1 pseudogene is annotated in these 257 nt (G+C 63.0%); it reads right to left on the reverse strand.

Annotation, left to right across the window (positions count from 1 at the left end):
• Positions 1-257 (reverse strand): annotated as a pseudogene (locus ACYP33_RS26945) (hypothetical protein); the annotation flags it as partial.

Here is a 257-nt window from a genome sequence, read left to right on the forward strand (position 1 = left end):
CCGTCGTACGTCACCGCAGCGACCGCCTTGCCGTCGTCACCGATCAGGCCAGCACCCTTCAACTGCGACACGTTCACCGCGTCCTTGTCATCGACACCTGCGCTCACGTTCTTCAGCGTCGTGCCCGAACTACCCTTCAGCGTGACCTTGCCCTTGCTGGCATCGTCATACGTCACGGCCGACAAGGCAGCGCCATCGTCGCCGATCAACCCGGTCGACTTCAGTTGGCCCACGTTCACCGCGTCCATGTCGGCCTT

It is taken from the genome of Burkholderia sp. 3C (assembly GCF_054589155.1).